We start from the raw sequence: 22,477 nt of genomic DNA on the forward strand, positions 1-22,477 counted from the left end.
GTCTTCGGATTGCCTTTTTTGTTCCGGACATACATTCACCAATTCTTTTATTAGCAAATTCTTGGCAACAGAACAAGACATTTATAAAAAAATGAGGCTGAACATTATAGAACAGCCTCATTTTGTCTTATAATCTGTATCAGATTTTCAGGACTAGTCAATATTTTTATTATTCTACAATTTTACCTTGCAGCTGTAATGCCCCGGCAACCTTCATTCCTTTTACAGGAGTTTCAAATTTCATATTTTCCTTATTCACAAAGGCGTCAATAGTGAAGTAATCTTCTCTTTCTTCATTGGTAATCAGCTTCAGCTTCAGGATATATCCTTTAACGCTTCCATCATCCAACAATTCTGTTTCTTTGAAGTCTACAAGCTGACCAATAAAATCAAAACATGCATAGTTCGGAACATCATTACTTGGTGCATAAGTGGTAAAATCTTCACTCACAGAAGTTCCTTCAGGTAAATCAAAACTCTGATGAACATCAAGGATCAGAACAATACCACTGATATTTACATTCAAATGAGGCTGTGTCAGATATTTGTTTCTATTTTCAGCATAATCGGTTGCAAAGAACCAAATTCCGAAAGTATTTCTAGCCGGACCAGCCACGATTGCCTGCAAATTCAATGCATTTTCCCATTCCCGGATTGATCTTGTTTCAAAATCTAAAGTATAATCAGTTTTTACTTCCGGAATTATTGTACTAAGTTCTTCTGTAAAAACGGTTTTAAATCTTACATCTTCAAATTCAGTTTTGCTTTTACCCTCATCAGACGGATCAGAAACGGTGGACTGCATTAAAACATTCGTCAGATATTGCCCGTAATCTTTAGTCTGAAAATTTTCATGACCAAAAATCCCGCTCCATGTATTCACAAGATTATGAATATTCGATTTTCTTATGATAATTCCCGCTTCGTTAGTAGTCTCCGGAGCTTTGATACCTTCCATATTCGGGAAATAATCTTTACCGTCGATCAGCTGGGTATTCATAATCTCATTATTTTCTTCATGAGAAAATTCAGCAAAACCTTTATAAGTAACGTTATTATTCTCAAAAATGTAAGGTAATCCTGTTTTCGCTTTATCACTACCTTTGAAATGATAAGAAATTGAAATTGCCTTAAACTCTTCTTCTTTGGCTGCCGGATTATGATTACCGTTATCATCAAACTGAGAGTGATAAAGGATCATATAAGATTTGATCTTACCTGCCTGAAGTTCATTTTCAAACTTCTCTTCCATATTGGAGACTGCCTCCTGAGGGGGAAGAGCATAAGCATCTTCTGTTACCATATAGGCAAAACCTTCTACTTCGCCATTTTCTTTTTCAAAAGCTGAAATAGGAGTATATTCTCCTCTTAACTGAAGTGCAATAGAATACACGATATAATCATTATAAATCTTGATCTTCTCGTACTCTTCATTTACCTTATACTCTTCTACTGGTTGTGAAGGAGCTTCTGGTATTGTATCTACAAATTCTTCCACTACTTCCTCCACTACTCTTTCCTCTGGCATTTCCACCACATCAACCGAAGTGCTTACATTCTCCTGTTTATTGTTTTTCTTTTTAAAAAAATCAAAGATTCCCATACTGTTATTTATAATTGGCGGTAAATATAATAAAAGGGATCAATAGGCTCATCATAAAAAAAATGTCATTCTGTCAGTTTATCTCCCGTTGTATTTTTTTTCGAAAAATATTTCCCACTTATTAAAATAGGTGCAGGTATTATTAATAAAAAAATCGGTGAAACTCAGGGCTTCACCGATTTTTAATTAATTAGGTTTGTCGTCTGTTAGCTCAAATCCCCAATCTTTTCCTTTTTGGATCGCTGGAATACCTTTTGTCATCCAGACCGGAGCTTTAGCTCCTTTGAGATAATAATCAAAAAACTGCTGTTCACGAATTTGGATATCTTTCCTATTCTGGCGCTTTATAAGATTGTGATCATCGCCATTATAATTCAGAAGCCATACAGGTTTTCCGAGGCGGCGCAATGCTGTAAACATTTCTATCCCCTGATACCATGGCACTGCTCCATCTTTATCATTACTCATAATCACTACCGGAGTTTTTACTTTGTCAATGGCAAAAAGCGGTGAGTTCTTAATATAAAGCTCAGGGGCTTCCCATAAAGTTTTCCCCAATCTGCTTTGTGATTTTTCATACTGAAATTGTCTGTTCATTCCTGAACTCCATCGGATTCCTCCATACGCGGAAGTCATATTCACAACAGGAGCACCACTCCAGGCAGCTGCATACATATTGGTATGAGCAATAAGATAAGCTACCTGATAACCACCCCAGCTCTGTCCCTGAATTCCGATTTTAGATCCATCTACCCATGCATTCTGCTTCAGCTTTTCAACTCCGGAATTAATATAATCCATCGCAGATTCCCCGGGAAGACCATCTACATAAGAAATATCAGGGGTAAAAACCAAATATCCGTTGCTCACAAAATAAGAAATATTTAATCTTGAAGGTGTTGGAGCCGGTTCTACATATCGGTTCAGGTTATCCGAAAGTTTTTCATAGAAATAGACAATCATAGGATACTTTTTGTTCGGATCGAAGTTTTCCGGTTTGTATAAAATACCTGTAGAGGTATTTCCTTTTGGCGTTGTCCAGTTCACAAGTTCATCAGTACCCCAATTATAAAGGCTTTGTTGCTGGTTTGTATTGCTCAGTTTTTGCTGTTCCAAGAAATCAGATGTAGCAAAAATGTTTGGAGAATCAGTATAGGACTCTTTTACTAAGATATATTCTTCCGTATTTTTCGCTTTCTGAAGACTTCTATATCCCCAGACATTTTCCATTTGGATTTTCACTGGGTCAGAATTCGACTGAATAGATGTTTTAAAAATTCCGTTCGCCTTGGATGTATTATCAAATGCTGACAAGTAGATAGGTGATTTTCGGTTTAAACTTTTAATATCTTTATCTAAGTCGTAGGTATCAAATGTTATTTTATTCTTACGTCCAAATCCATTGGTAATATTTCTCGGTTTTTTCGACCCGTTCAGGAAAAACTCCCAAAGGTCGAAACGATCCCGGATAATCACAGACTCATCATTATCTGTCCACGATGCGATACCATAAGCATTTGGAAAATCCGGCATATCAAACTCTTCGTCAACGAAAGAAACCGGCAATCCGATATTGAGAGGATGAGTTTGTTTTGTTTTAACATTATAACTGGACCATTGCCCTTTCTCAATGTCAAAAATCACAACAAAATTCCCAAGTGGAGATACAGCAATTGATCCGTCTAAATCTTTAATGACTTCCGTTCTTTCTCCTGTTTTATTATCGATCAGGAAATACGTTTTCTTTGTTGCCCCTTCCCATTGTGAAGGAATACGGTTATTCAAACTTGTAATACCTATGGTAAAGGCAGCATTGCCCTGGTTTACCAATCGTAAAGTATCCAAATCCTCTGCGTCAATATTTCTAAAGAAATCCGGTTTTTCTGTCTGCATTACTGCAGCATACGATTTTTTCAGATCATTTTTCAATTCCTTTAGCTGTACCGTTTGGAGATAATCCTCTTTATAATTCCAGATATCTACAACAGCATGGTCATTTGCAATCATTGCGGTATCTTTCGCTATAGGTTTTGGAGCAACACCAAAATACAGCTGCTTTCCATTCTTGCTGAATAAGGGTAAACGGTTTTCGGAAACTACCCAACCCTTTTTCATCTGTGCATGGTCATTGGTTACAATTTCTTTTTTATTTCCTTTAAAATTAAAGTAATACAACTGATACAGTTTCACCAGATCATTCTGTGCAGAAGAAGTTCCTACAAATGCCAATTGGTTTCCATCTTCATCAAAAGACAGCTGAGAAAAATCACCTTCCATTTCCGAGATCTTATTTACAGATCCTTTCTGCAGATCTACTACCTGTATGGTTTGAAATGCATATTTCTTTGGCTTTGATTTGTCATTATCTTTTTTATCAGCAGGTTTTTCATCTACTGCATCTTTGTCACCCTTTTTATCCTTGCTGATTTTCTCTTCAGGTTTTTTGGTCACAAAAGCAAGCTGCTTTCCGTTTTTACTGAATTCATAGCGGATTACATTATCATATGTAGTACTCCTACCATTCAAAAGATTACGTACTACCAACTGCAGTGGCTTTACATTTTTATCATCATCTTTATTCTCGTCTCCATCATCTTTATCAGAAGCATCATCCGAAGATTTATCATTTACATTTTCAAGAATATAAGCAATATAAGAAGCTGTCTTCTCAGGAGTTTTAAATGATTTTACATTAGGAATTTTTTCCGTCTGACCACTCAGAAAATCTACTATTGCAAGGCTGTCTTTTGTTAATTTATTTTTTTTAAGCTTTTTATCTTTTACTGCTTTTATATCCTTATACAATGGACGGATTTGAAAAACAGCAAATCTCGAATCATCCGTAAAAGCTACTTTTGTTCCTCTGGCAAACTTCTTTGACGTTTTATTTTTAACTGAATACAAAAGAAGGTTAGAATTTCCTTCCTGAGGATCTACAGAATAGGCTACCCATTTTCCGTCATTTGAGATTTTTCTCGTGCCTATATTCTGCCAGCTGTCATAGACAGAATGGTCTAAAGGCTTTTTCTGTCCATACACACAACAGGTCATTATGAGCAGAATAAAAACTGTACATTTCAACTTCATTTTAAAAAAATTTAAGGATTAAAAGTACTATATTTCTTTGATAAATCCACATGATGCATTTGTTTCATTATAAATAGAAACAATGTCATTCTGTCATATTCCTCTGAGTGGTATTTTTTTTGAGAAATATTTGAAAATTAAAAAATCTAAATATGATGACGAAAGGAAATATTAATGTATCTGTGGAAAACATTTTCCCGCTTATTAAAAAATTTCTTTACAGTGACCACGAAATATTCTTAAGAGAATTAATTTCTAACGCTACTGATGCTACTTTGAAATTGAAACACCTTACTAGCATTGGAGAAGCAAAAGTAGAATATGGCAATCCGAAACTTGAAGTTAAAATTGATAAAGACCAGAAAACACTACGCATCATCGATCAGGGAATCGGTATGACAAGTGAAGAGGTTGAGAAATACATCAATCAGGTTGCATTTTCAGGAGCTGAAGAATTTTTGGAGAAATATAAAGATTCTGCAAAAGACTCAGGAATTATCGGACATTTCGGTCTTGGATTCTACTCTGCATTCATGGTTGCTGAAAAAGTAGAGATCCTTACCAAGTCTTATAAAGATGAACCGGCTGTACGTTGGATCTGTGATGGAAGTCCGGAATTTACTCTTGAAGAAACTAATGACAAAACTGACAGGGGAACAGAAATTATTCTTCATATTGCAGAAGATTCTGTAGAATTTTTAGAAGAAGCCAAAATACGTGAGTTATTATTAAAATACAATAAATTCATGCCTGTTCCGATCAAGTTCGGAACTAAAACACATACCCTTCCATTACCGGAAGACGCTCCGGAAGATGCTGTTGCTGAAACTGAAGAAGTAGACAATATTATCAACAACCCGGTGCCGGCATGGACGATCGCTCCAAGTGAACTAACGAACGAGGATTACATGAAGTTCTACCACGAGCTGTATCCTATGCAGTTTGAGGAACCTTTATTCAATATACATCTGAATGTTGATTATCCTTTCAACCTTACCGGAGTTCTATTCTTCCCAAAACTGAGCAACAACTTAAATATAGATAAGGATAAAATTCAGCTGTATCAGAATCAGGTATTCGTAACGGATGAAGTAAAAGGAATCGTTCCGGATTTCCTAATGCTTCTGAGAGGAGTAATTGATTCTCCGGATATCCCATTGAATGTTTCCCGTTCTTATCTCCAGGCAGATGGTGCTGTAAAAAAGATTTCTTCTTACATCACTAAAAAAGTAGCCGACAAAATGGCTTCTCTAATCAACGAAAACCGTGAAGATTATGAGACAAAATGGAATGATATCAAAATCGTAATTGAATACGGAATTATTACAGAAGAGAAGTTTGCTGAAAAAGCAGATAAATTCACATTATACCCTACAACAGACGGAAAATACTTCCTGTGGAATGAACTGATTGAAAAAATCCAGCCTGCCCACACAGATAAAGACGGTAATACGGTAATTCTTTATGCAACCAATGCAGATGAGCAGCACAGCTATATTCAGGCAGCAAATGATAAAGGTTACGAGGTCCTGTTATTAGATTCTCCTGTTGTATCTCACGTGATTCAAAAACTGGAAACATCAAAAGAGAAGATTTCCTTTGCCAGAGTTGATGCTGACCACATAAACAACCTTATCAAAAAAGATGAACCTGTCATTTCAAAATTGAATGAAACTGAAAAGGAATCTTTAAAAAAGAATGTGGAAGAAGCCATTCAGGATTCTAAGTTTACTGTACAACTGGAAGATCTTGACAGCACTGATGCTCCGTTTACCATTACCCAGCCGGAATTCATGAGAAGAATGAAAGAAATGCAGGCTACCGGCGGTGGCGGTATGTTCGGAATGGGCGGTTTTCCGGAAATGTACAATCTTGTTGTGAACTCCAACAGTGAACTTTCTAATCAGATTTTAAAGACTGAAAATACTGAGGAAAAAGAAAGTCTGATCAAATATGCATTAGACCTTGCAAAACTTTCGCAAAACTTACTGAAAGGAAAAGACCTGACAGATTTTGTACAGAGAAGCTATAAGCAACTCGAAAAATAATATACAAGAGACTGTTTCGAAATGAAACAGTCTTTTTTTTGTGTTGGATATAGGGAGCTATTGAGGAAAGCAAATGTGTAAGTTTCGTAACAGATCATATTTTTAAGAATCAAGGGTTTAATCTTAAATAAAATCAAGAATAACACTGATTATCAATCAACAACCATTATTTAAATTCCCAAATTTTCATTTTTTTGAGCTTTTAAACTTCTGTAAATATGAAAAACTTCTAAAAATAATTAGTAATATGATTTGAAAATATTGATAATATGAACCTTTTGATTCTGTTTTTTAGTTTTTATTATTTTAATGCACATTTTTACTGTTTTAAGTTGTATACATTGTACTTTTTCTCCATTTTTGTATAAAATGCCGGATATGCAAAAAGAAAAATTACGTCTTCTCAGAAAACAAAAAGGCTACACGCAACAGCAAGTGGCTGATTTTATAGCAACAGATGTATCCAACTACAGCAGAAAGGAAAATGGTGATGTAAAAATCATCTCTGATGAATGGGAAAAACTTGCCCGTTTTTTAAATGTGCCTGTAGAGGAAATTTATGAAGATGAAGAAGTTAAATTAGTTGTGAATAATGATCATCCTGTATTTAATGACAATTCAGGGACTTCAGCTGGTTCAATTAATACTCAAAGTAATTACAGTAATATTCCGGAATCTATTATTGAAAACCTACAAGGGTATATTGCTTTATTAAGAGAAGAAAATGAAAGGCTTAAAGAGGAATTAAAGGCCTCCCAAAGAATCAGAAAATAATTTTTCAGATTCACAGAGGGATTAATTAATGATAAAAAGAATCCAGCGGCGGCTGGATTCTTTTATATTACAGATGTTCAATTGCTTTCAAAATCTCCTCTTTATTGTTTATTATCCCTTCAATATGATCTCCTTTAGACTCAATGAAAATTTTAGCCGCCGATGATGTATTATCGAAAACAAGTTTCCCTTGTTCATAAGGAATGGTTTGATCATCTTTAGCATGAATAACGAGTACAGGAAGCTGTCCTAAAGCTTTTACATCTTCTTTAGCTGAATAGGGAGAAATTAAAGTCTGCAAGATCATATCTCTATACTGTGGCGAAAAATGTGCGGCAATATCAGTAAAAGAAGCCATTGGGCAATCTAAAATTAATCCGGAAATTTTAGAAGCATTATCTTTAGCAAGGTGTGCTGCAATCTGAGTCCCCAATGATGCTCCATAGAAATAAACCTTCGTATTTTTTATATCCGGTCTCTTCATCAGCTCATCAAAAAATTTCTGCCCGTCTTCTGCTACATTTTTATGAGTTGGTCTTCCTGTTGATCTTCCGTATCCCCTGAAATCGATCATTACAACCTGATATCCTGCGTCCACTAAAGGTTTTGTCATAAACTGGTAGGTAGTTACATTTCCCGCAGCGCCATGAAAAAAGAAAATAGTCTTTTTAATTTCTTTTTGTTTCGGCTTTGCGATGAAGGCAGTAATGATATTATCTTCTACGGGGAATTTAACCGAATCTGAAATCTTCATTTCAAAAGGCTTCATTGTCTTATGAGGCTGATAGAATTTATCATCCATCTGTGCTTTTGAAAATACGGCAAGAAAAAGAAATACAAGGGTAAGAATTGAGTTTGGTTTCATGATGTTAGTTTTTAATTATGAACCAAAGGTATTGTGGTGGCTGGCCATTTGAAAAAATATATACCTGAACTGTATAATTCTTTACCTGAATCGTAAAAACTTAGACCCTAAATTTCATTCAATGGGTCCCAAAACAATTTTTTAAAATTTTTTATTCTAAAATTTTCAATCACAATTCCCTCTGCTTCCAGCTTTGGCTGAAATTCCGGAACGGACAAAATTCCTGAACTGGAAATCACGCGGTGCGCCGGAACATCTTTTGGGCAACCTCCCATCGCTTTTCCTACATGGCGCGAATGATTAGGGTATCCTACAGCTTTTGCTATTGCTCCATAGGTTGAAACCCTTCCTTTAGGAATAAGCTTTGCGACTTCATATACCTGCTTTTTGAAAATTTCATCCATTATTATTGTTTTTTAAAGTTTTTAGGAAGCTGTGATTATTTTTGCATCATTTTTGAACTCTTATTTACTCAATGATGTTTCATTAAAAGATAAAGATATGAAAAAATCATTTTTCCGGCTGCTGAATGCGGTCAATAAAAAAGTTCTTCCGAAGCTGAGTAATAAAGATCCTAATAGTCTGACGAAGGTTGAGAAAGGTATTATGGCCTACAGGTATTTTGTATTGGTCAATTCTTTAGAGTGACGTTATACCGTATTGTTGTAAAATATTCAATGCATTTATGTCTGTATTGAGCTGTAGATCTTCGAAACATTGGAAGGCTCAAAGGATTTTATCAAGATAAAATTGTATACTGTAAAAAACTTATCACAGCACAAATAAAAAGCGCTCCAAATCAATTGAAGCGCTGATATTTTTACTCTCTTTCGAGATCGTTTATTCTTAAGAATTCTCTAAAATATAAGAGAACATTAATGGTGCACAGATCGTCGCATCACTTTCAACGATAAATTTCGGTGTTGTGATATCCAGTTTACCCCAAGTGATTTTCTCATTTGGAACTGCTCCTGAGTATGAACCATAAGATGTAGTAGAGTCAGAAATCTGGCAGAAATAAGACCAGAAAGGAATGTCATGCATTTCCATATCCTGATATAGCATTGGTACTACACAGATTGGAAAATCTCCTGCAATACCTCCTCCGATTTGGAAGAAACCAACTCCTTTACCTGCTGAGTTCTTAGTATACCAATCTGCAAGGTAAGTCATATATTCAATACCTGACTTCATTGTCGTAGCAGTAAGCTCTCCTTTGATACAGTAAGAAGCGAAAATATTACCCATTGTAGAATCTTCCCATCCCGGAACTACGATTGGCAAGTTTGCTTCTGCAGCAGCAATCATCCATGAGTTTTCTCTAGGAATTTCGTAATACTGCTCCAGCACCCCTGAAAGAATCATTTTGTACATAAATTCGTGAGGGAAATATCTTTCTCCTTTAGCTTCTGCATCTTTCCAGATTTCAACGATATGCTTCTGCAATCTTCTGAATGCTTCTTCTTCAGGAATACAAGTATCTGTAACTCTGTTTAGTCCTCTTTCTAATAGGTCCCATTCCTGCTGAGGGGTAAGGTCTCTATAATCAGGAACTCTTTCGTAGTGAGAGTGAGCCACAAGGTTCATAAGATCCTCTTCAAGGTTTGCTCCTGTACAAGAGATGAAGTCCACTTTTCCCTGACGGATCATTTCTGCAAGGATTTTTCCTAATTCAGCAGTAGACATTGCTCCTGCTAAAGTAATCATCATTTTTCCACCATCTTTAAGATGCGCCACATATCCTTTAGATGCATCTACCAACGCTGCCGCATTGAAATGCAGAAAATATTTTTCTATAAATTCAGAAATTGGTTTGTTCATTTTTTTAATTTTTGCAAAGATAAAACTTAAAAACGGAATGCAGTCAACCCACCTCAAGAAAGTCTCACGGAGGGGTTCTTTTTTATCATTTGTTAAATAGAAATGCCAAGTATAGCTAAGATAGAAGAGTTTTATAAGATAAAAACAGTACATTAATAAAAAGCGCAGCTTAAAAATAAGCCACGCTTTCAATGTAATTTAATAATATTCAGAAAAAGTTTATCCTTCCCAGGCTTCCACTTTTACAATTTCAATTTTTCTTTCTCCATCTTTAAAAGGCCAGTCAATAATATCTCCTACTTTATAGCCAACTACTGCAAGAGCAATATCTGAAAGAATAGAATGTTTATTTTTTTTAAGTTTTGCTTTGGTTGAAGGTACAAAAATATATTCATGCTCAAAGTCTAATGTATGATCTCTTAAAGTCACTTTTCTTTCTACCGTCACAATGTCAGCAGGCAGATCCCTTCTCAGAACCTGCTTAGCTTTTCTAAGTTCTTCAGTCAGTCTTTTCTCTTCCTCGATGCTCACTTTTTTTCTTCTGAGTGTATCTTTTATAGCATCATAAATTCCGGTGGTTACTATAATATGATTGGACATTTTTTAAAATTTTTAAAATTAAGATGCAGTTGTTCCCGATGATCCAATGTAGAATACAGGCATCAACAAGCCTTCTTCTATAGAAAACCGCAAAAAAGCAATAAATAAAAATCCGGAGAGCTTCCCTGCCTTGGACCCTGGCAGGGCTTAATTGATAAAGTCCTTAGAACTTTTCAGAAAAGAATCTGTATGAAGATAAAGTAACGACAACAACAGTCCTGACCGGCGTCGTTCTGCTGATAAAAGGATTGTTGCTGCCATTATTAAATTATTTTTTTAATTCTTACAAAGATAGAACTTAAAAACGGAATGCAGCGACTGCACTTAAAGAAACTCTAGTTAAGCCTTCTTTCTGATCATCCGGAAGGTCATAAGACTGTCCGTTCATTTTCATTTTAGTCAATGTTCCTGCGGTAACTCCAATTTTAGGACCAATCATAAAATTCTTGGAAGTAGCGTATTGATAGCCGATTCCTGCTTCCAGACCAAGATTAGACCCAGTACCATTGACAGATGCTGTTTTCGTAGTATAAGTAATTACCCCAAGAGATAGGTCGGCAATAAATTTGTGTTTCGTAGATTCATTATAGTTCGAAGCCATAATGGATGGACCAAAGAAAGTGATATTATCCTTAGTACTCACAGGCAAACCAATCTTTTGACCGCTCATATCATATCCGTACAATGTACCACTGCTGGAAGCACTGTAATTGGAGAATTTTGCACCTATCCCTATATTTTTCACATGGTAATAAGCAGCGATCTCAAAATGAACTCCGTTTTTCAATCCTTTAATATAGTTTTTTTCTTCTCTTGAAAGTCCCGGTCCTGTTTCAGCAACCCTCCAGGCATATCCTACAGCAGGCATGATGGTTATTTTTTCCTGGGCAAAAGAAAGTAAAGAGCTCGAAATAACTCCTAATAGTATTAGTTTTTTTATCATGGTTTTTAAAAAATTTCCGGCAAAAATAAAAATTTTCGGGAAAGAACCAACTTAAAATTTAAAACGTCTGTTCTCTTTTTTATCAGAATTTTTTTTCTTGCTGTCTAATCTTTTTTGTTTTTGGGCTCTTGATGGTTTGGTTGCAGTCCTTTTTTTAGGAACAATCAATGCTTTATTGACGATCTCTATTATTTTTTCAATAGCTTTATTTTTATTCATCAGCTGGGTTCTGCTTTCAGAAACCGTCAGAAATAAGAAACCGTCAGCATTAATCCTGTTTTTCAATTTGTTTTGAATCATTATTTTTTCGTCATCATCGAAAAACTCTGATGCATCCACTTTCCAAAGTACAGTAACCGAAGTCTCCACTTTATTTACATTTTGGCCTCCTGCTCCGCTGCTTCGGGAAGTTTTAAAACTAAGTTCCTTTGAAAAGTTTTTCATTGTTTTTTATTTGAGATTCAAAAGTGTGTAACCTGGAGCCCGGATAACTAAATATTTTCGTCAACGAGTTTATGTAGTTCAAGTCTGTTTACCTTACCGTTCGGTGTTCTTGGAATTTCCTTGATAAAAATAATTTTCTTGGGCCTGTGAAAACTTTTCTTAAACGGTATTTCTGAAATTTTATTTACTATCTCATCAGATTCACTTCCTTCTATGATCAATACGAGCTTCTGCCCCAGGCTTTCATCCGGCAAACCGGTAAAAATCACTTCATTGGTAATTTCTTTTTTTACCAAAGCTTCGAGGGTTTCGGGAAAAATTTTAGCTCCTCCTGAGTTGATCACGTTATCTATCCGTCCTAAAAATCTAAACTGATTATCATTTTTTATTTCAACTAAATCATTCGTTTGTAATTTTTCATCGTTCACATTAGGAGCATAAATATTAAGACAGCCTCTTTCATCCAAAGAAATGGTTACATTTTCAAAAACGGTAAAAAAATCTTCCGACTCCGGCATCAGCTGTTTCAAACCAATATGGGAAAGTGTTTCTGACATCCCGTAGGTTTCGAAAATTCGATTGGAAGCACTAAGATTTATCTTTAGAATTTTATTTTTAAGACTTTCTGAAGTAGCAGCACCTCCAATGATCAGATTCTTTATCAAGTGGAGTTTATCCAACGAGTTTTCCACCTGTAGTGGTGTCATCGCACAAAAATCTATTTCTTCATCTAATTTTTCAAGAGGTTTTAGAGATGGTTCTGCTATTATTAATTTTAATTTCCTTTCTTGAGAACGTACTACCATCATTTTTCCCGAAATATATTCTATAGGAAGGCAAAGCAATGCTTTATCTCCTTCTTTTAATCCCAAAAAGTTACAGGTCATAACTGCTGAATTGAGCATTTTCTTCTTTTCAATTTCAAAAATTTTAGGTTTTCCTGTGGAACCAGAAGTCTGAACATCTACCACAGGTATTTCTGAAAACCATTCTTTGAGAAAGATTTTTACTTTTTTTTCAAATTCAGTATTGAACGATAAATTATTAATATTGAGATTATTGAAGTCTATCAGCATATTTTCCGTAAATAAATCCACCGTAAATTTAGAAAAAAAAACAAAAAGTTCTTGTAAGTAAAGAAAAAAGATGTAAATTTGCACCACCAAAATAAAGCAGACCTATAGTGTAACGGTAGCACTCCGGTTTTTGGTACCGTCAGTCGGGGTTCGAATCCCTGTGGGTCTACAAACCATCCTTTTTTAGGATGGTTTTTGTTTTTAGGCTAAGTATATCATTTTTATAGAAAAATCAGATTTTATTTCAATAAAAAAATCAAAATTTTCAAGAGAGGAATTTGTAAATAAGAAAAAAATATATAAATTTGCAAAACCAAAATAAAGCAGACCTATAGTGTAACGGTAGCACTCCGGTTTTTGGTACCGTCAGTCGGGGTTCGAATCCCTGTGGGTCTACAAACCATCCTTTTTTAGGATGGTTTTTGTTTTTTTATTATAATTCTTAATGTTTTTTAGAAAGGATGAAACAATTCTTTTAAAGTTTATTTTCTTTTTTAGAAAAAATCCACTAATTCAACAACATTTTGAAATTTATATTTTTCAAAAAAAATCCGCCTCTTTTTGAGACGGATTAATTGTAGTTATGTCTCGTCCTGAAAAAAGTTGACTAAAAAACAATAAAACCAGTCAGCGTTATGGATTCAAAAAAAACATCAGCTCCTGTACATGAGTACAGTGAGGCCTTCAAAAGACAAGTTGTCTCTGAATATGAACGGGGATTATATACAAAATCCCAATTGCAAACACGATACAATATCCGTGGTAATTCATGTATTCCGAAATGGTTAATAAAATATGGTAACTTTACTTATGAAAAACAAATAAGTAAAGGCAGGCCCATGAAAGACCCACAGAAACAAAAGATTAAAGAGCTTGAGGCAGCTTTATCAAAAAAGGAAGAAGAACTCAAGGTCTTTAGGAAATTTATAGAAATCGCTGAACGTGAATTAAAGATTGAAATTGTAAAAAAGTCTGGTTCCAATCAATCCAGGAAATAAAGGCACATACGAATCTTCCAGTAGAAGATATCTGCCGATTGTTTGGATACAGTAAACAAGCTTATTACAAAAGAAGGAGCCGGCCGAGTTTAAATAATAATCAAGAAAGAATTATAGAATTAGTAGTATCAATTCGCAAAAAGATGCCTAAAATAGGTACTCGGAAACTTTATTTCTTACTTAAAAATGATTTTAACAAAGAAAGCATTCAAATAGGAAGAGATGGATTGTTTAAGATTTTAAGATCAAATTATCTTTTAATTCCCAGAAGACACAGTTACTTTAAAACAACGAACTCCAGACATTGGATGAAGAAATATCCCAATATCATCAAAGAAAAAGAATTGAAATGTTCAGAGAAGGTTTGGGTAGCAGATATTACCTATCTGAAAACTAAAGAGAGGAATTATTATCTTCACCTGATTACTGATGCTTATTCAAAAAAAATTGTAGGATATGAATTGAGTGATAATTTACAGACCAGTTCTACATTGAAGGCATTAAAACAAGCCATAAGGAATCGGGTATATAAACATCCCTTAATTCATCATTCAGACAGAGGTTTACAGTATTGTAGTAAAGAATATACCGAAATGCTAAAGAAGAATGATATTCTTATCAGTATGACAGAGAACTCGGATCCTTATGAAAATGCTGTAGCAGAAAGAGTGAATGGCATTCTAAAATATGAATTTGGATTGATTGGTACTTTTGAAAATTTTAAAAATCTCTCTCGACAGCTTGATCAATCAATTTACTATTATAATAATTTGAGACCCCATTTTTCATTACATTATAATATTCCAAGCCAAGTACACATGAAAAATAATGTGAAATTAAAAACCTATAAAAAACAAAATCAGAATAGGAAAATCCCTACTCTGATTTAAGTATATTTAACTTATAAAACTAGTCAACCTTTTTCAGGACTAGTCATTATCTTAATTTAAATGATTATTTTCTAAGATCATCAATCTCGTCCTGTATTGATTTAATTTTATCTCTTAATTCCTGACTTATTTTTCCCGGGAACTTTTTCACCTTTCTTAAATCCAGAGCCAGCATAATAGAAGCAATGCCCATAAAAATAAAAGCAACAGCCGTTAAGGTAACTAATGAAATTCCTGTAAACACGGGATTGAATATCAGCAACAGAGAAAATATAATTCCTCCAACGCTGGCAAGGGCTACATTTCCCCAACTCATTATTTTCATACTTTTGAGATCAAAAGCAAAACCCAGCAATTGAAAAGAACGAAAAAGTAAAGTAAATCCAATCACAAATGGAAGTACAGTCATCGAGATCTGAGGATTCGCAATAAGATAAACCCCAATTGCGGTAGTCAATAATCCACTTACCAAAAACCAGCCCCATCCTTGCAGGGATTTGCTATTTTGTAAGGAAAAGAATATTTCCGTAATTCCGGAGAATAGGAATGAAACACTGAAAAAAATTGAAAGGGTTACATACGTTGCAAGTGGCACACTGAATACATAAAATCCACAGATAAGAAAAATGATTCCGAAGATCAAAGGGATATACCAGTGCTTTACGGTATTGGTAAGGGTTTGAAATAAATTGGCCATAGGTGTCTTTTTAGATTTTGCCTACTTTGTGTAACGGTGTTCGGCTTTTCCGCAATGACTGCAAAAAGGTCATATTTTTACTTAATTTAAAAATATCACCTTTACTAAGATACAAAAAATAGTGCAGCTGCCATTAAGATCACATATGAATCATTCCTGAAAAAAGAAATAATATACAGTGATCACCCTGAATTACTTCATCATAAATTCCCATATTAGACACTATAAAACAAAAAAGATGAAAATTATAATAATTTTCATCTTTCAAAACACCTGATAGTGGTTTTATGGGTTAGCTGGGCTTGTACAGCTTATACATGACAAATAAAAATGCTATCCAAACCGGAATCAGAATAACCTGAATTTCCATTCCTGTAATGCTCATCAGCCCTAAAATCAGAACCAAAAAGATGATACATATATAATTGGATACAGGATAAAATATGGATGGAAATTTGGATTGAATTCCGGACTTGTTTATCGATTTTTTAAATTTTAAATGGGTATAGCATATCATTAACCAATTGATGATCAATGTAGAAACCACCAAAGCCATTAAATATTCAAAGGCTTTCTCCGGCACTAATTTATTAATGATAATACAAAGTCCTGCAAAGCATGATGAAACAAGAATTGCATTGATAGGGACTGAGTTTTTATTGAGTTTTTTCAAAAATTTCGGTGCATTTCCCTGCTGGGATAACCCGAAAAGCATTCGGCTGTTGCTGTAAACACTACTGTTGTATACTGATAATGCTGCTGTAAGAACAATTAAATTAAGAACATTGGCTATCAACGTATTAAATTGAACAACCTTTCCAAAAACAGTAAATTCAAGACCATTCAGATTTTGAAATACCATTACAAACGGACTTGATCCTTCAGTAATATCTCTCCATGGGCTTAGTGAGAACAGGATTACCAAAGCTCCTACATAGAAAATCAAAATTCTGTAGATCACCTGATTGGTAGCTTGTGGAATAGTTTTTTCCGGGTTTTTAGCTTCTGCCGCTGTAATACCAATCAACTCCAAGCCTCCAAAGGAGAACATTACCATTGCCATTGCAGCAAATAATCCTGAATATCCACTCTCCGTTTTATTGAAAAGCCCTTTTGGGAAAAATCCTCCATCATTCCATAAATTGGAAACAGTAGCCTTATCTCCACCGGTTCCGCTTACTAAAAGATAGATTCCAAAAATAATCATTGCAATAATAGCTACTACTTTGATGATGGAGAACCAAAATTCCGTTTCACCATACACCTTTACAGAGGCAAGATTAAGAGCATTGATAACTATAAAGAAAAATAAACTGGACACCCAAAGCGGAATATCCGGCCACCAGAAGTGAATATAATGTCCAATGGCTGTAAGTTCGGCCATACTTACCAGAATATAGAGAATCCAGTAGTTCCATCCGGAAGCAAATCCCGGAAAATTTCCCCAATATTTGTAAGCAAAGTAACTAAAACTTCCCGATACCGGTTCCTGAACAACCATTTCACCAAGCTGACGCATAATAAAAAAGGCTATGATCCCTGCTAGAGCATAACCCAGAATAACTGATGGTCCTGCCAACACTGCTGCAGGCCCGATTCCCAGAAATAAGCCGGTTCCGATGGCACCACCAAGGGCAATTAATTGTATGTGTCGATTTGTTAATCCTCTAACTAAAGTCTCGTTTTCTCCTTTTTTATTTTCGTTGTTCATTGAATGAATTATTCGGTCGCTAAATATATAAAAACTTTTCAGAGGAATTCAAATTCCAGGGAGTAAATTGACAATTCAGGCTCTGCCAATGAGTAAAGACTATTTTCTATTTCTATTAAGGCTGTTGAAGGCCAAAAGATGATTATAAAAAAGCAGCCTTAAACCAATGGGCTAAGGCTGCATATCCTGTAAAATGGGGAGTGGTATTAGTTGGCTATTTTATAACCGTAAATAGATGTTGCTGTCACCTGATATTGAGCACCTCCACTGTTTAACTGAGCAGCAGAAGCCATGCTTACGGTTTCATCTTTGTTCAGATGAACTACCGCAGAAACAATACCGGAGGCAAAGATTCCCGGATTGGTATGAAAGTTCTGTACCAACTGATTGTTTGGAGTTGTTACAAAGTTCTTTACCAGATACAGTACACACCATGTAAAACCCGGCTGACCCGAAATCTCTGAATTATCGAATTGTGCAGAGCCATAGATCATATAATATCCATCTGTAGGTGCTTTGAATCTTCCTGATGATACATCCAATACATTTCCTGTATTGATTTCCATTCCCTGATTGTATTTTATTTCTGTTTTTTGCCACGCTGAGCCTGTTGTAGCAATACAAGTCTGCTTAAAAGCATTCTGCTGTGCAGAAGAAAAAAGATAGGCCTGATTGACGGAAGGCATACTGTTTGAGCTTGAAACCAATACCAGCTCCCATGTCGTCCCCGCAGTTGTTCCTTTATTTACTAAAAATGCATAGTATCCGGGAGGAACAGTAATTGCAGGTACGCCAACCCCTGTAACATTCTGATCATCAATTAATTCAGAACCTGCCGCTGAAATGGCAAGTGTTTTTCCACCCGTATTTTTGAAGTGATAAGTACGTCCGGCAAAATTACCTGTACCACTGATAGCTGCTGGTAAAGTTAATATTCCATCAGCAGTTCCATTGTAAGCAGTATAATAATCATTAGCTCCTATAGCACTGCTTGCCGTAACAATTCTATATGTAGCTGCAAATGAGCCGTTAACTGTAAGACTACTACCAGGGCTTACCGTATTAACCCCCACATTACCTACCTGGGCGTTGACCAAAATACAATTAAAACCTGCCAAAAAGGCAATGAAAAGCATCTTTTTTTTCATAAACAAATACGTATTTAGAATCTATAAAAGCCTATTTTAACCGATTGTTTTAGTTCCAATGGGTCAATAGAAATTTCCAAGGTACTAACCTACTGCGAAAATTGAATTTTTAAAGTATAGATCTTGTACGCATTTATCCACAAAACTGTACGGGTATTATGACATTAACGGATATTTTTCTTAATGTATTTCATTATAAATTTCCAGCAGTTCAATCAGGTTGGAGATCTTTAATTTCTGATACACTCTTCTTTTATATGTCCCAACTGTAGATTCTTCAATCTCAAGAGCATTGGCAATTTCAAGGTTCCCGTTTCCTTTTGCCAAAAGATTAAAGACTTGAAGCTCTCTTTCTGATAAAATTTCTGAAGTTTTTTTCTTAGCACTTCCTTTCATCAGCTCAGCGACAATTCCTGGTGTATAATAATAGCCGTCTCTAAAAATAGATTCAACCGCTTTTACAAAAACCTGCGGATCACTCTGTTTATTTAAAAAGCCATCAGCTCCTTCTTCTATATATTGCAGCGCAATATTTTCTTTATAGGAAGTAAAGATCAGAACAAGAGTATCCCGGGATATGGTTTTAATTTCTTTTACCATTGATTTAAGAATACTTCCGGGGAGCTCAATATCAAGAATAACAAGATCATATTTTTCCTTTTCTGATTTATGTTTTACCTCACCATAAGTTTCTGCAAAATCAATGTCAAAATCATCAAAACTTTTCTCTAGGATCATTGCGGTCCCTACTCTTACCACATGATGATCATCTGCTATCAGTATTTTTTTTGTCATATTTTAATTAGTATTTTAATGATGGTTCCTTTTGGGTTGTTTTTATAAAAAAGCATTTCAGAATTAATTTTTCTCATCAGCTGAACAACCATATGCAGACCTAATCCGTAATTTTTAAACATCAGATGTTCATGATCTTTTTTCTTAAAAAGCCTGGAATAGTAAGTTATCTGCTCGTCAGACATTCCATTTCCGGTATCAGTAATTGAGACTTCCAAATGAGATGCTGTACGACAAGAGGTAATAATAATTTCTCCATCTGAAGTATTTTTTACTGCATTATCTATAATATTGTGAAAAACAGTAAGAAGAATATTTTTATTAAGCTGTATTTTCTGATGATGATCACAAAAATTATAAATAAACGTGTTTTTCTGCACCGCAATTTCTTCAAACAGCAATCTTTTAGTTTCGACAAGATCATAGACCGCATATTCTTCTATTGATGTATTTTCCTGTTTGTAAAGTTCTGTGTATTCTTTAAGACTTAAAGTGAATTTGTATAGCTGCTCCGAAGTTTTATAAATACTGTCAAAATATTTTTTCTGAACCTTAGGATCATCTGATTGCGCGAGTTCTTGGGAAAGAAGTGAAATAAATTTTACAGGTGTGGTAATATCGTGGCTTATACTTTCTACCAGTTTTTTTTGATAGTCGGATTCATTTTCAAGCTTGGTACTGGCTTCCTGTAATGCTTTATCTTTATGAACGATTGTATTTTTCAGGACTTTATTTTTTAATCTTAAAAAATTGGTTCTGATCTGAATAATCAATACAAAAATTAAAATAATACCGCCAACAATCAGGAGCCTGAAAAGTAGGGTCTGATAAAAATAAGCTTCTATTTCTACTGGAAGATTTTTGTAAACAAGCTTGCCATTGTGAGCCGATAAAAATTTTATCTGAAGATTATACTTACCCGGGGATATATTAGCCAAATGGAAGGTTTTATCATTCTTAATATTTATCCATGGACTATTTTCATCCTCCACAAGTTTAGCCTGAAGGTTTATGTTCTCCAAATTGGAATAGTAAGGAAGGTCTATATAAATTTCCGCACTTTTATAGCCGCATTGGAGAAAAAGTTTATTTTTCAGCTGAAGCATCTTTCCTTTTATTTTTGCTCTTTCCAGGTACACCTCCTGAGCTTTGGGATAGTAAGTTTTAATATTTTGTGGATTAAAGAATACAAATCCTTCCATAGAAGGAAATACAAACTGTCCATCTTTCAGCTCATGGGCACAGGGATTCGCACTGCCATTGAATTCATTATTTAAAAACCCATTATTTTTAGTATATCGGTAATAGGAAACAATCCCTTTTAAAGTTTCTATATAGTGTAACAGGCTTTTCTTGTCCGTTTTAAACAATCCGTTATCAGAGGAGATCCATAAATTTGAGTTTTTATCTTCCAGGATATAATGAGCATTGGCAAGGAAATCATTTTTATCGGGAGGAACTCTGATCATTTTTTGGTATTTTAATAAATAAATACCTCTACCGTAAGTGGTTAGCCATATATTCCCATCCTTTGTTCTTATCATCTGTTTTATGGGAATATTTTTTCCAATCTGCTGTACTATTTTATTCTTAGAAAGAGAAAAAACATACACTCCACCGCTGCTTCCCAGATAGAGAAGATCTTCACTGTATCTTAAAACAGCATCTATATTGTCTTTACAGGAAATAATCCGGGCGGTTTTCTTAAAATTGTCATGATTAAATAGATAGAGATAAGATTTTTCTCCTTCTATAACAGAGGCCATATACAATCCTCCGCTCTTATACAGTCCGTCAATTCCTTTCCCTTTAAAAGTAATAGAATCATACTTTGTAAAACCTGAATTCTTATTCCTTACATGAATGGAGTTGTTTTCCCTATATACAAGATTCCCGGAATCATCCTGAAAAATATAACGCTTATCATATGACTGAGGAGCTGAATATATTCTTTGCGAGGTCATATGATAATACCTGATTCCTTCCTGAGTCAGTACAGAATTATTTTCATAAGGAATTGCAGCATAGCATACCTCATCCTGATAAGGTATATTTTTTTTCGAAACAGAAAAATCTGAAAGACTGAGAATTTTAAGCCCGTTGATGGAACTTCCGATATATAATTTATTGTAAATCTCATCATAAAACATAGCTCCGGAAATATCTTTATCAATATCCTTATATTCCAAAAGATAGGTTAGTTCCAGCTTCCCGGCAGAAAACCGGCTCCTGTATACCTTACCATGACTGATCATAAATACCTGTCCGGTGATCTGCTGCCAGTAGACTTTTGTTTCGGGATTTGTATAGAGAGCCGGGGCACTGGTGTAGGAATATTTCCCCTGATACAGGTGAAGAACTTTCTTATTTTCTGCATCAGCAACAAAGACATGATCTCCATGAACAAATAAACGCTTTAACTTACTCCTTGGAAATTTAAGGTTTATTTTTAAAGTTTTTTTAGTTTTCTCATCGACATAAATAATACCATTATTTTCAAAATAATAAGAACCTGTAGGTACCTGAATAAAGTAAGAGTCTATATAAGAAATAAATCTAACTGTAATATTATTTTTAACAAGCCTCTTATAAATTAAATTATTTTTGGAACCTCCAGGATTGAAAATTCCATTAGAAACAATAGTTTCAGGATATCTGCGAGAAATCAGAAGAGCATTTTTTTCGGAGTTATTAAAGACAGCGATACTATCATTTTTTATATTCCCGTAAAAATCACCAAAACTAAAATTTTTAAAATTGAAATTTTTATATTCTACAAAATTGCTTCCGTCATAACGCAGGATTCGCCCTTCCATTGAAAGCCAGATGAAACCATATTTGTCTTTTACAATATCCTTGATACTGTTTTGGGGGAGCCCGTTATCCATAGTATACCATTGCGTAGTATAGCTTTGCCCATAAATGCATAGAGAAAATAAGAGTGAAATAAAATATACAGGCTTCATCCAGTGGGCTA

18 protein-coding genes and 2 tRNA genes are annotated in these 22,477 nt (G+C 34.7%); 6 read left to right on the forward strand and 14 right to left on the reverse strand.

Annotation, left to right across the window (positions count from 1 at the left end):
* Window positions 1–169 precede the first annotated feature (169 nt).
* On the reverse strand, window positions 170–1,603 hold the full coding sequence (locus tag AC27VX_RS12990; RefSeq protein ID WP_488695951.1) for a hypothetical protein: 1,434 nt from the start codon (window positions 1,601–1,603) through the stop codon (window positions 170–172).
* Window positions 1,604–1,789: 186 nt separating this feature from the next.
* The gene (locus AC27VX_RS12995; protein WP_488695953.1) at window positions 1,790–4,690 is read right to left on the reverse strand and encodes an alpha/beta hydrolase family protein; all 2,901 of its coding nucleotides are present in this window, start codon (window positions 4,688–4,690) and stop codon (window positions 1,790–1,792) included.
* A gap of 155 nt (window positions 4,691–4,845) precedes the next feature.
* Between AC27VX_RS12995 and htpG the strand changes: the two genes are divergently transcribed.
* The gene (gene htpG, locus AC27VX_RS13000; protein ID WP_488696186.1) at window positions 4,846–6,738 is read left to right on the forward strand and encodes a molecular chaperone HtpG; all 1,893 of its coding nucleotides are present in this window, start codon (window positions 4,846–4,848) and stop codon (window positions 6,736–6,738) included.
* Window positions 6,739–7,116: 378 nt separating this feature from the next.
* Window positions 7,117–7,512 (forward strand): helix-turn-helix transcriptional regulator, encoded by a 396-nt coding sequence (locus tag AC27VX_RS13005; RefSeq protein ID WP_300686830.1) that lies wholly within the window; start codon window positions 7,117–7,119, stop codon window positions 7,510–7,512.
* Window positions 7,513–7,579: 67 nt separating this feature from the next.
* Here AC27VX_RS13005 and AC27VX_RS13010 read toward each other — a convergent pair whose 3' ends face one another.
* Together AC27VX_RS13010 and AC27VX_RS13015 are read right to left on the reverse strand one after the other, a co-directional pair.
* Window positions 7,580–8,377, reverse strand: coding sequence for an alpha/beta hydrolase (locus AC27VX_RS13010; protein ID WP_300686828.1), 798 nt, complete (start codon window positions 8,375–8,377; stop codon window positions 7,580–7,582).
* 107 nt (window positions 8,378–8,484) lie between these two features.
* Window positions 8,485–8,781, reverse strand: a complete 297-nt coding sequence (locus AC27VX_RS13015; protein WP_236856040.1) for an MGMT family protein — start codon at window positions 8,779–8,781, stop codon at window positions 8,485–8,487.
* Between the two features lie 97 nt (window positions 8,782–8,878).
* Between AC27VX_RS13015 and AC27VX_RS13020 the strand changes: the two genes are divergently transcribed.
* Entirely contained in the window at window positions 8,879–9,025 is a 147-nt protein-coding gene (locus tag AC27VX_RS13020; RefSeq protein ID WP_236856041.1) for a hypothetical protein, read from the forward strand.
* A 198-nt stretch (window positions 9,026–9,223) separates the two neighbouring features.
* Here the strand turns inward: AC27VX_RS13020 and AC27VX_RS13025 are convergent, their stop codons facing one another.
* From AC27VX_RS13025 to AC27VX_RS13045, 5 genes are all read right to left on the reverse strand, one after another.
* Window positions 9,224–10,198 (reverse strand): deoxyhypusine synthase family protein, encoded by a 975-nt coding sequence (locus AC27VX_RS13025; RefSeq protein WP_076354641.1) that lies wholly within the window; start codon window positions 10,196–10,198, stop codon window positions 9,224–9,226.
* Window positions 10,199–10,417: 219 nt separating this feature from the next.
* On the reverse strand, window positions 10,418–10,798 hold the full coding sequence (locus tag AC27VX_RS13030; RefSeq protein ID WP_236856042.1) for a GreA/GreB family elongation factor: 381 nt from the start codon (window positions 10,796–10,798) through the stop codon (window positions 10,418–10,420).
* A 298-nt stretch (window positions 10,799–11,096) separates the two neighbouring features.
* Complete coding sequence (locus tag AC27VX_RS13035) at window positions 11,097–11,741, reverse strand: hypothetical protein (protein ID WP_488695957.1); 645 nt, start codon at window positions 11,739–11,741, stop codon at window positions 11,097–11,099.
* Between the two features lie 51 nt (window positions 11,742–11,792).
* Window positions 11,793–12,185: an alternative ribosome rescue aminoacyl-tRNA hydrolase ArfB gene (arfB, locus tag AC27VX_RS13040; protein WP_488695959.1), complete on the reverse strand. Its 393-nt coding sequence runs from the start codon at window positions 12,183–12,185 to the stop codon at window positions 11,793–11,795.
* A 47-nt stretch (window positions 12,186–12,232) separates the two neighbouring features.
* The gene (locus tag AC27VX_RS13045; RefSeq protein ID WP_488696188.1) at window positions 12,233–13,261 is read right to left on the reverse strand and encodes an AMP-binding protein; all 1,029 of its coding nucleotides are present in this window, start codon (window positions 13,259–13,261) and stop codon (window positions 12,233–12,235) included.
* Between the two features lie 98 nt (window positions 13,262–13,359).
* Between AC27VX_RS13045 and AC27VX_RS13050 the strand changes: the two genes are divergently transcribed.
* From AC27VX_RS13050 to AC27VX_RS13060, 3 genes are all read left to right on the forward strand, one after another.
* Window positions 13,360–13,430, forward strand: a tRNA-Gln gene (locus AC27VX_RS13050).
* A gap of 156 nt (window positions 13,431–13,586) precedes the next feature.
* Window positions 13,587–13,657: transfer RNA gene (locus AC27VX_RS13055), tRNA-Gln, on the forward strand.
* Between the two features lie 239 nt (window positions 13,658–13,896).
* Window positions 13,897–15,149, forward strand: a protein-coding gene (locus AC27VX_RS13060) for an IS3 family transposase (protein WP_488695961.1) whose coding sequence is annotated in 2 segments (ribosomal slippage) — window positions 13,897–14,224 and window positions 14,224–15,149 — 1,254 coding nt in all. Because the reading frame shifts where the segments join, the coding sequence is not laid out codon by codon here.
* 64 nt (window positions 15,150–15,213) lie between these two features.
* Here the strand turns inward: AC27VX_RS13060 and AC27VX_RS13065 are convergent.
* The 5 genes from AC27VX_RS13065 to AC27VX_RS13085 all read right to left on the reverse strand — a co-directional run bounded on the left by AC27VX_RS13065 (window position 15,214) and on the right by AC27VX_RS13085 (window position 22,466).
* Window positions 15,214–15,846: an HdeD family acid-resistance protein gene (locus AC27VX_RS13065; RefSeq protein WP_236856045.1), complete on the reverse strand. Its 633-nt coding sequence runs from the start codon at window positions 15,844–15,846 to the stop codon at window positions 15,214–15,216.
* Between the two features lie 292 nt (window positions 15,847–16,138).
* Window positions 16,139–17,557 carry an amino acid permease gene (locus tag AC27VX_RS13070; protein ID WP_236856046.1) on the reverse strand — a complete coding sequence of 473 codons (1,419 nt, stop codon included), beginning with the start codon at window positions 17,555–17,557 and terminating at the stop codon, window positions 16,139–16,141.
* A 206-nt stretch (window positions 17,558–17,763) separates the two neighbouring features.
* Entirely contained in the window at window positions 17,764–18,705 is a 942-nt protein-coding gene (locus tag AC27VX_RS13075; protein WP_488695963.1) for a hypothetical protein, read from the reverse strand.
* 180 nt (window positions 18,706–18,885) lie between these two features.
* The gene (locus tag AC27VX_RS13080; protein WP_488695965.1) at window positions 18,886–19,500 is read right to left on the reverse strand and encodes a response regulator transcription factor; all 615 of its coding nucleotides are present in this window, start codon (window positions 19,498–19,500) and stop codon (window positions 18,886–18,888) included.
* Entirely contained in the window at window positions 19,497–22,466 is a 2,970-nt protein-coding gene (locus AC27VX_RS13085) for a sensor histidine kinase (RefSeq protein WP_488695967.1), read from the reverse strand. Before AC27VX_RS13085 ends, AC27VX_RS13080 begins: the two co-directional genes overlap by 4 nt.
* Between the last annotated feature and the right edge of the window lie 11 nt (window positions 22,467–22,477).

The sequence above is a fragment of the Chryseobacterium sp. 14P4.3.2 genome (genome assembly GCF_057799275.1).

Excerpts from the sequence above, each read along its gene's own strand:
- AC27VX_RS12990 (WP_488695951.1), bottom strand. The coding sequence starts at position 1,603 with ATGGGAATCTTTGATTTTTTTAAAAAGAAAAACAATAAACAGGAGAAT.
- AC27VX_RS12995 (WP_488695953.1), bottom strand. The coding sequence starts at position 4,690 with ATGAAGTTGAAATGTACAGTTTTTATTCTGCTCATAATGACCTGTTGT.
- htpG (WP_488696186.1), top strand. The coding sequence starts at position 4,846 with ATGACGAAAGGAAATATTAATGTATCTGTGGAAAACATTTTCCCGCTT.
- AC27VX_RS13005 (WP_300686830.1), top strand. The coding sequence starts at position 7,117 with ATGCAAAAAGAAAAATTACGTCTTCTCAGAAAACAAAAAGGCTACACG.
- AC27VX_RS13010 (WP_300686828.1), bottom strand. The coding sequence starts at position 8,377 with ATGAAACCAAACTCAATTCTTACCCTTGTATTTCTTTTTCTTGCCGTA.
- AC27VX_RS13015 (WP_236856040.1), bottom strand. The coding sequence starts at position 8,781 with ATGGATGAAATTTTCAAAAAGCAGGTATATGAAGTCGCAAAGCTTATT.
- AC27VX_RS13020 (WP_236856041.1), top strand. The coding sequence starts at position 8,879 with ATGAAAAAATCATTTTTCCGGCTGCTGAATGCGGTCAATAAAAAAGTT.
- AC27VX_RS13025 (WP_076354641.1), bottom strand. The coding sequence starts at position 10,198 with ATGAACAAACCAATTTCTGAATTTATAGAAAAATATTTTCTGCATTTC.
- AC27VX_RS13030 (WP_236856042.1), bottom strand. The coding sequence starts at position 10,798 with ATGTCCAATCATATTATAGTAACCACCGGAATTTATGATGCTATAAAA.
- AC27VX_RS13035 (WP_488695957.1), bottom strand. The coding sequence starts at position 11,741 with ATGATAAAAAAACTAATACTATTAGGAGTTATTTCGAGCTCTTTACTT.
- arfB (WP_488695959.1), bottom strand. The coding sequence starts at position 12,185 with ATGAAAAACTTTTCAAAGGAACTTAGTTTTAAAACTTCCCGAAGCAGC.
- AC27VX_RS13045 (WP_488696188.1), bottom strand. The coding sequence starts at position 13,261 with ATGCTGATAGACTTCAATAATCTCAATATTAATAATTTATCGTTCAAT.
- AC27VX_RS13065 (WP_236856045.1), bottom strand. The coding sequence starts at position 15,846 with ATGGCCAATTTATTTCAAACCCTTACCAATACCGTAAAGCACTGGTAT.
- AC27VX_RS13070 (WP_236856046.1), bottom strand. The coding sequence starts at position 17,557 with ATGAACAACGAAAATAAAAAAGGAGAAAACGAGACTTTAGTTAGAGGA.
- AC27VX_RS13075 (WP_488695963.1), bottom strand. The coding sequence starts at position 18,705 with ATGAAAAAAAAGATGCTTTTCATTGCCTTTTTGGCAGGTTTTAATTGT.
- AC27VX_RS13080 (WP_488695965.1), bottom strand. The coding sequence starts at position 19,500 with ATGACAAAAAAAATACTGATAGCAGATGATCATCATGTGGTAAGAGTA.
- AC27VX_RS13085 (WP_488695967.1), bottom strand. The coding sequence starts at position 22,466 with ATGAAGCCTGTATATTTTATTTCACTCTTATTTTCTCTATGCATTTAT.